Raw genomic sequence first — 8185 nt, 5'->3', positions numbered from 1 at the left:
CACTGGATATTCCAAGCTTCGCGCCGATCTCCTGGATCGGCTTCTTATTCGCTTCACGCGCAATTTCGATGTCGGATTTATAGCTCATTGGGTTTGGTCTCCCTGCGTGAGATAGTCTGGATTGGTCCGGCCAGAGCGACAAAACGCAGGGCCAGATTCGGTCAAAATTTTCTTTAAGGTAAATAAATATTCCCAAGGGTCAATACGTGAGTTTAAAGTACCCAAGGGATGTTTCCAAACATCAAGTCAAGATTCGGGGGTTGCGACCAGGATCAGGCGTATCTTTTTCGACCTGCGCTGAGACCCAGCAACCAATCCTCGACGATGCGCTGTTCCGGGAAAGCTTTTTGAAGCGGCTTTTTCAGCAGGTAGTATCCGGATTGCGTTCGCACCGAAGCGTTCTGGACCGGCCTGACCAACGCGCCGCTCTCAAGCAAGGGGTCAACAAGATGGGCCCAGCCCAATGCAATTCCCAAACCATCGACGGCAGCCTGAACCGACAGTGGATAGGTGTTGAAAGCCACAGCTTGTTCCATCGCTGAGGTGGAAACACCGTTACCGCTGAACCATGTACGCCATGTCATCCACTCCGCATGACTGCTGGTGACTTCAATAAGGTCCAGTTCCGGCAGCGCGGAAAGAACTGCCGCATTGGGGTTGCTTCTGAGGTACTCGGGGCTGCAAACCGGAAACACTGTTTCTCCGAACAGAAGCTTTGCTTCGTATCCCGGCCACTCGCCATCTCCACGCAGTATTGTCAGGTCCATGGAATCCGAAAGGCATTCTGCGTCACTGTCCGAAGACACCAGCGAAATACGGATACGGCCGTTGGATTTGTTGAACTTGTGCAGTTGTGGCATCAACCACAAAGACGCGACAGAGTTTGTCGCGGAAATCGACACCTTGTTGGCCTGATGCTTGGCCAGCATCTCACGGCTGACGTCCCGCATCTGATCCAGAGACTTCTCGACAGTTGCCAACAGAATGGCACCCTGTTGCGTCAGTGACACCGAACGGTGACCCCGGACAAACAATGGCACATCATAATGCTGCTCCAGCAGGCGCACTTTGCGGCTGATCGCGGTTTCCGAGATGTTCAGCACCTTACTGGCCTGCACAAAGCTTTGCGCTTTTGCCGCGGCTTCAAACGCCAACAAATAATCAAGCGGAGGAAGGACTTTCCCTGTGACTGATGTTTTCTTTGGCATTTACAGGACTTTTCCCGATCTGGACGCGGCCACACGCAAAAACATTCATGGACACCCGTTGCCGTCTGAACGGGCAACCGACTGTTAACATAGTAAAAAGTTGAGTTTGCCTCAAGATTTTATGGTCAACGCCCCTCAAATTTCTTTTCTGCATTATGAGCGATTCTAGGCAAAATGCACAAATTCGCGGGCCGGAAGAGCCCCTTTGACAAAAAACGAACCTCACTCAGGGAGCGAACATGAAACTTACAAACCTCCTTTCCGCAGCAACCTTGGCGGCAGTAGCGGGAACCGGGGCGATTGCCGAAGACAGCAGCGACCCGATTGTCATTCCAATTCACAACTGGTCCAGCCAGATCGTGATGTCCAACGTCGTCGGTCTGATCTTCGAAGAGATGGGCAACAACGTCGAATATGTCACCACCGACAGCCAGGCGGTTTATGAATCGGTCCGCTTGGGCGACGTCGCGCTTGAGATGGAAGTCTGGGAAGGCGCGTTTGGCGCATCCTACCGGGCCGCGCTGGAAAAGGGCGGTTTGCATGACGCGGGCGATCATGATGCCGTCACGCGCGAAGATTGGTGGTACCCGATGTGGACCAAGGAATCCTGCCCGGGCCTGCCTGATTGGAATGCACTGAACGATTGCGCGCACCTGTTTGCCACGGCCGAGACCGGGGATAAGGGTCGGTATCTTGATGGTCCGGTAGACTGGTTGAAACATGGTAAGGAACGCGCCGAAGCGCTTGATCTGAACTTTACCGTGATCAATGCGGGTTCCGCCGCAGCGTTGTGGGCCGAGATTGGTGCCGCCGAGGCCGACAAGACCCCGGTTCTTGTATTCAACTGGACGCCAAACTTTGCCGAAGCCGTCTGGCCCGGTGAGTTTGTAGAGTTCCCTGCATGGGAAGACGGCTGCGACAAGGATCCTGCCAAGGGTCCGAACCCGGACGCGCTGTATGATTGTGGCAACCCGGCAAGTGGATATCTGAAAAAGGCGGCTTGGGATGGCATGAAGGACAAGTGGCCAGCCGCGTATTGCGCTCTGACCCAGATTTCTTTCACCAACCCTCAGATCGCGGAAATGGCAAAGCTGGTCGACACTGATGAGCTTGAGCCGGAAGAAGCGGCAGAGGAATGGCTGGACGCCAACCGTGCCGTTGTTGACCCCTGGATCAGTGCCTGCAGCTGATAACGGCTAGGAATAATGAATCTGGCGCGGCCTTGATCGTTTTGTGATCCAGGGCCGCGCTCAACAAGAAAGAAAAGCAGCCATGTCCGCCATCGCGCCTGTCATATCAGCCAAGAATGTCTGGAAACTGTTTGGACCCTCTCCCGAGAGCTATCTGAAGTCCATGCCGGCAGGCCGCAGTTTCGACGAGATCCGTGAGGATGGGTATATCGCCGGGGTCAAGGATGTCTCGATCGAGGTTGGCCGTGGCGAGATGCTTGTCATCATGGGGTTGTCAGGATCGGGAAAATCCACGCTGGTGCGGTGCTTTTCGCGTCTGCACAACATCACCGGAGGCACGATCGAAGTAGACGGTCAGGACATCATGAAACTCAGCGAGCGCGACCTGATCGAATTGCGCCGCAACAAGATGGGGATGGTGTTTCAGTCCTTCGGGTTGCTGCCGCACCGCACGGTTCTGGACAATGTCGCCTTCCCGCTGGAAATGCGTGGGCAGGATCGCCACGACCGGCGCGAACGCGCTTTGGAGGTCATCAAGCTGGTGGGCCTTGAAGGCCGGGAAGAATACTTCCCACGGGAATTGAGCGGTGGCCAGCAACAACGGGTCGGTATCGCCCGGTCGCTGGCTATCGAACCGGATATCTGGTTTCTGGATGAACCCTTCTCGGCGCTTGATCCGCTGATCCGCCGTGAAATGCAGGATGAATTCCTGCGCCTGCAAGAGATGCTGGGCAAAACCATCGTCTTCATTACCCATGATTTTGACGAGGCGCTGCGTCTGGCTGACCGGATTGCTATCATGCGCAACGGTGCGGTCGAACAATGCGATACTCCGGATCAGATCGTGATGAACCCGGCGACCGAATATGTGGCGAAATTCACCGAGGATATCGACAAGGCCCGCGTGGTGCATGCGAAAGGGCTGGCAAAACCGGTGAACGGCCATACCCTCGAAGGCGCGCCGATCAATGGCGGATCAACCATTCATGAACTGGCCCGGGTTCTGGTCAATGACAAGCGTATCCTGCTGCCGGTTGCGGATGAAACAGGCGTTGTCACCGGCGTTTTGGATCGCGATGCCGCGTTGAACGTTCTGCTCGGAGCGGAATGATGGCGACACTGTCCACCGAATTACCGGACACGGCAGACAGTGTGTGGGGGCGCACCAGAGTCCTTACCGCACTTCTGATCACCGCCTTTGCGCTGATCCTTGCCAAGGCGGTCGGAATTCTCCCTGAATGGTTGAACCGCATTCCCGAGGCAGCAATCCCGCCGACGGCGCAGGTGCTGGATGCGATCTTCAATTTCATCCAAAATGACCTTGGTCTGATCTACGTGACCCGCTTTATCGCCGAAGGCCCGTTGGAATTCCTGTTGGATATGTCGGCCAACCTGCTCGAAGGCAAGCGCCGCTGGCCTTATCTGGGCCCAATCCCGTGGTCAGCAATCGCTGCTGTCGCTGCTGTTGTGGGCTATGCCGTGGGAGGGTGGCGGCTGGCGGCTCTGGGTGCGGGTACGTTCATCTGGACCGCTGCAATCGGCCAGTGGAACATCGCCATGCAGACCATGTCGGTCATTGTAGTGGCGGCACCGCTGGCGTTTGTGCTGGGCCTGGTGCTGGGCATCGCCGCCTGGAAGTATGGCCGGTTCGAGCGGGTGCTGAAACCCATCCTGTCCGTTCTGCAAACCCTGCCTTTCTTTACTTATCTCTTGCCAGCGGTGATCTTTTTCAAAGTCGGACCAACCGCGGGGGCCGTGGCAACAATCACCTTTGCCATCCCGCCGATGATCCTGATGACCACACTGGGTCTGAAGAAAGTCAGCCCCGAAGTGATCGAAGCCGGCCATATGTCTGGATGTACACGCTGGCAAATGCTGCGGCATGTATACGTCCCAGCCGCCCGCACCGAAGTGCTGGTAGGTGTCAATCAGGTGATCATGCTGTGTCTGGCAATGGTGGTTCTCACCGCCTTTATCGGCATGCCAGGCCTTGGAGCCAAGTTGCTTGCAATGATGGGCAGCTTCAAACTTGGCCGTTCGTTTGAAATCGGCGTGACCATCGTTCTTCTGGCGGTCATGCTTGACCGGATGTCGAAGGCCTGGGTCGTCAAGCAGCCCATTCATTTCGAACGCGGAACGCCATGGTGGAAACGGCACCGGAATCCGCTAATCGCAGTGGGTCTGTTCGTCGGGTTCACCCTGCTGTCGCAAGTGTTTCCGATCCTGGCTGAAGTTGGTCGCAAGCAGCATCTGAGCCAGGGAAAGGAAATCGACGATGTGATCAAGTCGGTTCTGGCCTTCGATGTGATCAAAGGGACAACCGAATGGCTGCGCTGGTTCCTGAACGTCAAAGTTCTGATCCCGTTTCGTGATACTTTGCTTGCCATTCCGACACCTGCGTTCATCCTACTGGTTGTCTCCTTTGCCTATTGGGTCGGAGGCCGCAAACCCGGTATCTATGCTGCGGTGTTTTTTACAATTGTCGCGTTTTCCGGCTGGTGGGATCGCTCGGTCATCACGCTCTATACAGTGATTTCAGCGGTTGTGTTGGCAACTCTGATCGGTATCCCCTTGGGCGTTGTCGCAGCTCGGTCCAAACGCTGGTCCAAGAGTATCCTGCTGGCCTGCGACACTGCGCAAACCTTCCCTAGCTTCATCTATCTGATCCCCGCGATCATGCTGTTCGGCGTCAATGACGTGGCGGTCGTGTTTTCCATCCTGATCTTCGCCGCCGTGCCGCTGATCCGCTATACCATCATCGGTCTGGGAAGCGTGCCGCCGGAAATGACCGAAGCCGCGGATATGTCTGGTTCGACGCGCAGACAAAAACTGATGTCAGTACAGTTTCCACTGGCGCTGCCGACTATGGCCGTCGGGTTCAATCAGGCCATCATGTTCGCGTTCTTCATGGTCATTATCGCCGCGTTCATCGGCACGCAGGATCTGGGGCAGGAATTGCAGCGAACCCTGGCAGGCACCGAATTGGGCAAGAATTTTGTACTGGGTCTGAACGTGTCTCTGATGGCGTTGACCTTTGATATGGCAATCAGCAGTTGGGCCGAAAAGCGCAAGCGCGCTTTGGGGCTGGATTAACCGGAGTTGTTCAGATGAACGTCAAACCCTTGTTTGAGGTACCGTTCGAACGCAGCGGGGTGCTGGCTCCTGGTCTGCCCATCCTGCCGCATGGCACAGAACGCCATCCGGTTCCCGCAATGGGATCGCGCGCCGTTCCGGTGTCCAAAGGGGACACGATCACATTGCTGGATCGCGATGGAATGCAGCCCGCTGAGATGGTATTTTTTGCCCCCGACCGAAGCTCGGACGCGGCGATGCTCGGCGCGCGGGGACACGGGTGTCCCGACGGGGTGATCGCAACGCTGGCAAACGGTTCCGCTTCGGGCCGGAAGGTTCTGCGCGCGCTCGAGGCTGCGGGGTTTGACATCGGGCAGGGCGACGCAATCCGCGCTTTTGTCGAAGGCTCGCGCCCCGGCGACATGGTGCATTTCGTGGCGGAAAGCGATGGTCTTCTGATCGTCGCCGCACCCGGCGAGGCGATGCGCCCGGAAAACAACAACCCTCCAACGGATATCATCCTCTATATTCAGCGTTCCGCGCCGGGTCTGGAAAAGCCGGGTGTTGGCGCGCCTGAGCCGTTGGCCGACCCTCTCAGGGACATCAACATTCAACCGGGAAACGCCATATCTTATGAGGTCAAAGCTGGAGAATTCATCCAGATCTTGGATATTCGCGGCCGCGAATGCTCGGATTTTCAGGCCTTCAGCCGCCGGGCGCTGGATCAGGGGATCGAGCGCGAAATCGATCCGACGACGACCCGCAGCCTGATGGGCAGCCTGTATCCGCAACCGGGGATATTTTCGAAATACTGGTCCGTCGATCAGGAACCCTTGATCGAAATCGTGCAGGACACTTGCGGTCGTCATGACACGTTTGGCCTTGCTTGTACGGCGCGGTACTACGAAGACCTTGGCTATCCCGGCCACGTAAACTGTTCGGACAATATTAACAAAGATCTGGACCAGTATGGCATCAAGCCGCGCGGCGGCTGGCCTGCGATCAACTTCTTTTTCAACACGATGCTGGATGACGCCAATGCCATTGGCATGGACGATCCCTGGTCGCGACCGGGTGACTTCGTGTTGCTGCGCGCGCTGACCGATCTGGTCTGCATCAGCACGGCATGTCCCTGCGACATCGATCCGGCAAACGGGTGGAACCCGACCGATATTCAGGTGCGAACGTACAAGGCGACCGAGGATTTTCAACGATCCTACGGCTATAGAAAATCTGCGGAGGCGGATGTGGAAGAAACCAAGAAAACTGCTTTTCACGACTGCTTTGCGCGGCATACCCGTGATTTCGTCGAGTATAACGGCTATTGGCTGCCGAACACGATGACCAATCATGGTGCGATTTCTGAATACTGGGCCTGTCGGGACAAGGTTGCCGTCATGGACCTGAGTCCTTTGCGTAAATACGAAGTTGTCGGACCCGATGCAGAAGAGCTGATGCAGCTATGCGTGACCCGCAACATGAAAAAGCTAAGCGTCGGTCAGGTCGTCTATACCGCAATGTGTTATGAGCACGGCGGGATGATTGACGATGGCACCGTCTATCGTCTGGGTGAGACGAACTTCCGCTGGATCGGCGGGAATGACACCAGTGGATTGTGGCTTCAGGAACAAGCGCAAAAACGCAACTTGAATGTCTGGGTTCGCAATTCGACGGATCAGCTGCACAACATCGCGGTTCAAGGGCGGCACAGTCGCGACATTCTCTCCAGAATTTTCTGGACACCCCCACAGCAACCAACGATTGACGAACTTCCATGGTTCAGACTGACCGTTGCACGGGTCGGAGATGTGCGCGGAACATCTGTCGTGATCTCCCGAACAGGGTATTCCGGTGAGCTGGGATATGAAATCTTCTGCCATCCCAAAGATGCAGTGGAAATCTTCGACCGAGTCTGGGAGGCAGGTCAGGATTATGGGATCACGCCGCTGGGCCTTGGGGCACTTGATATGCTGCGGATCGAAGGGGGCCTGATCTTTGCCGGGTCAGAATTCGACGACCAGACGGACCCGTTTGAAGCAGGCATCGGTTTTACCGTGCCGCTGAAATCAAAAACCGACGATTTCATCGGGCGGGCAGCAATCGAAGAACGCAAGGCGCACCCCCACCGAAGGCTGGTTGGTTTTGAAATCGAAGGCGGCGTCGTCCCGTCACCCGGCGACTGCGTCCGCATCGGAAAGGCGCAGGTTGGAGCGATTACCAGCGCAATGAAATCACCCGTTTTAGGGAAAGTCATCGCTTTGGGTCGGATTTCAGTTACCCACGCGACAATTGGGGCAGACATCGAAATTGGGCAATTGGACGGCCAACAAAAACGGCTGAAAGCCAGGATCGTTCCATTCCCTCATTTTGATCCGACAAAGGAACGTGTGAAAGGGATATACTCAGAAACCACGGTTTCGGACGCAGCAGAGTAGTTGACCAAGAGGGCCGGGCTTGTGATTTGGCCGGGCACCGTAAAGGGTTCTGTTGCAAACTTTTGACTATTGACGCGCTCGAATGCAGACGGTGAACGGTCGCCGGTGTATTCACTCGAGAACCAGTCCATGATTTATTTCAAAGGTGCGCAGTATCCGAAACGGTGTTGTCACGTTAACGTCCGGTCGACGAGGGAATGCTGATGGTCGGGATTCAAGCGGCTCGAGTGGCAGCATTCGGGGCGTCAAATGCCTCGAGGCGGTGATAACGGATTGTTAG

The 8185-nt window shown here is 56.0% G+C and carries 5 protein-coding genes; 4 read left to right on the top strand and 1 reads right to left on the bottom strand.

What is annotated here, in order from left to right; translation table 11 throughout:
• Positions 1–272: 272 nt before the first annotated feature.
• Entirely contained in the window at positions 273–1208 is a 936-nt protein-coding gene (locus ACR0M9_RS20780; protein WP_480774572.1) for a LysR substrate-binding domain-containing protein, read from the bottom strand.
• 239 nt (positions 1209–1447) lie between these two features.
• Between ACR0M9_RS20780 and ACR0M9_RS20775 the strand changes: the two genes are divergently transcribed.
• The 4 genes from ACR0M9_RS20775 to ACR0M9_RS20760 all read left to right on the top strand — a co-directional run bounded on the left by ACR0M9_RS20775 (position 1448) and on the right by ACR0M9_RS20760 (position 7905).
• Positions 1448–2398 (top strand): ABC transporter substrate-binding protein, encoded by a 951-nt coding sequence (locus ACR0M9_RS20775; protein WP_480774571.1) that lies wholly within the window; start codon positions 1448–1450, stop codon positions 2396–2398.
• Between the two features lie 82 nt (positions 2399–2480).
• Positions 2481–3509, top strand: a complete 1029-nt coding sequence (locus tag ACR0M9_RS20770) for a quaternary amine ABC transporter ATP-binding protein (RefSeq protein WP_480774570.1) — start codon at positions 2481–2483, stop codon at positions 3507–3509.
• On the top strand, positions 3509–5491 hold the full coding sequence (locus tag ACR0M9_RS20765; protein ID WP_480774569.1) for an ABC transporter permease: 1983 nt from the start codon (positions 3509–3511) through the stop codon (positions 5489–5491). The genes ACR0M9_RS20770 and ACR0M9_RS20765 overlap by 1 nt, the downstream gene beginning before the upstream one ends.
• 14 nt (positions 5492–5505) lie before the next feature.
• Positions 5506–7905 (top strand): trimethylamine N-oxide demethylase, encoded by a 2400-nt coding sequence (locus tag ACR0M9_RS20760; protein WP_480774568.1) that lies wholly within the window; start codon positions 5506–5508, stop codon positions 7903–7905.
• Positions 7906–8185 lie beyond the last annotated feature (280 nt).

The organism is Ruegeria sp. CH2, assembly GCF_056537065.1.
The sequence above is the reverse complement of the archived record's forward strand: the minus strand, read 5'-3'. Positions and strand labels throughout refer to the sequence as shown.

Coding starts and splice junctions, on each gene's coding strand:
- ACR0M9_RS20780 (WP_480774572.1), bottom strand. CDS start 1,208: ATGCCAAAGAAAACATCAGTCACAGGGAAAGTCCTTCCTCCGCTTGAT.
- ACR0M9_RS20775 (WP_480774571.1), top strand. CDS start 1,448: ATGAAACTTACAAACCTCCTTTCCGCAGCAACCTTGGCGGCAGTAGCG.
- ACR0M9_RS20770 (WP_480774570.1), top strand. CDS start 2,481: ATGTCCGCCATCGCGCCTGTCATATCAGCCAAGAATGTCTGGAAACTG.
- ACR0M9_RS20765 (WP_480774569.1), top strand. CDS start 3,509: ATGGCGACACTGTCCACCGAATTACCGGACACGGCAGACAGTGTGTGG.
- ACR0M9_RS20760 (WP_480774568.1), top strand. CDS start 5,506: ATGAACGTCAAACCCTTGTTTGAGGTACCGTTCGAACGCAGCGGGGTG.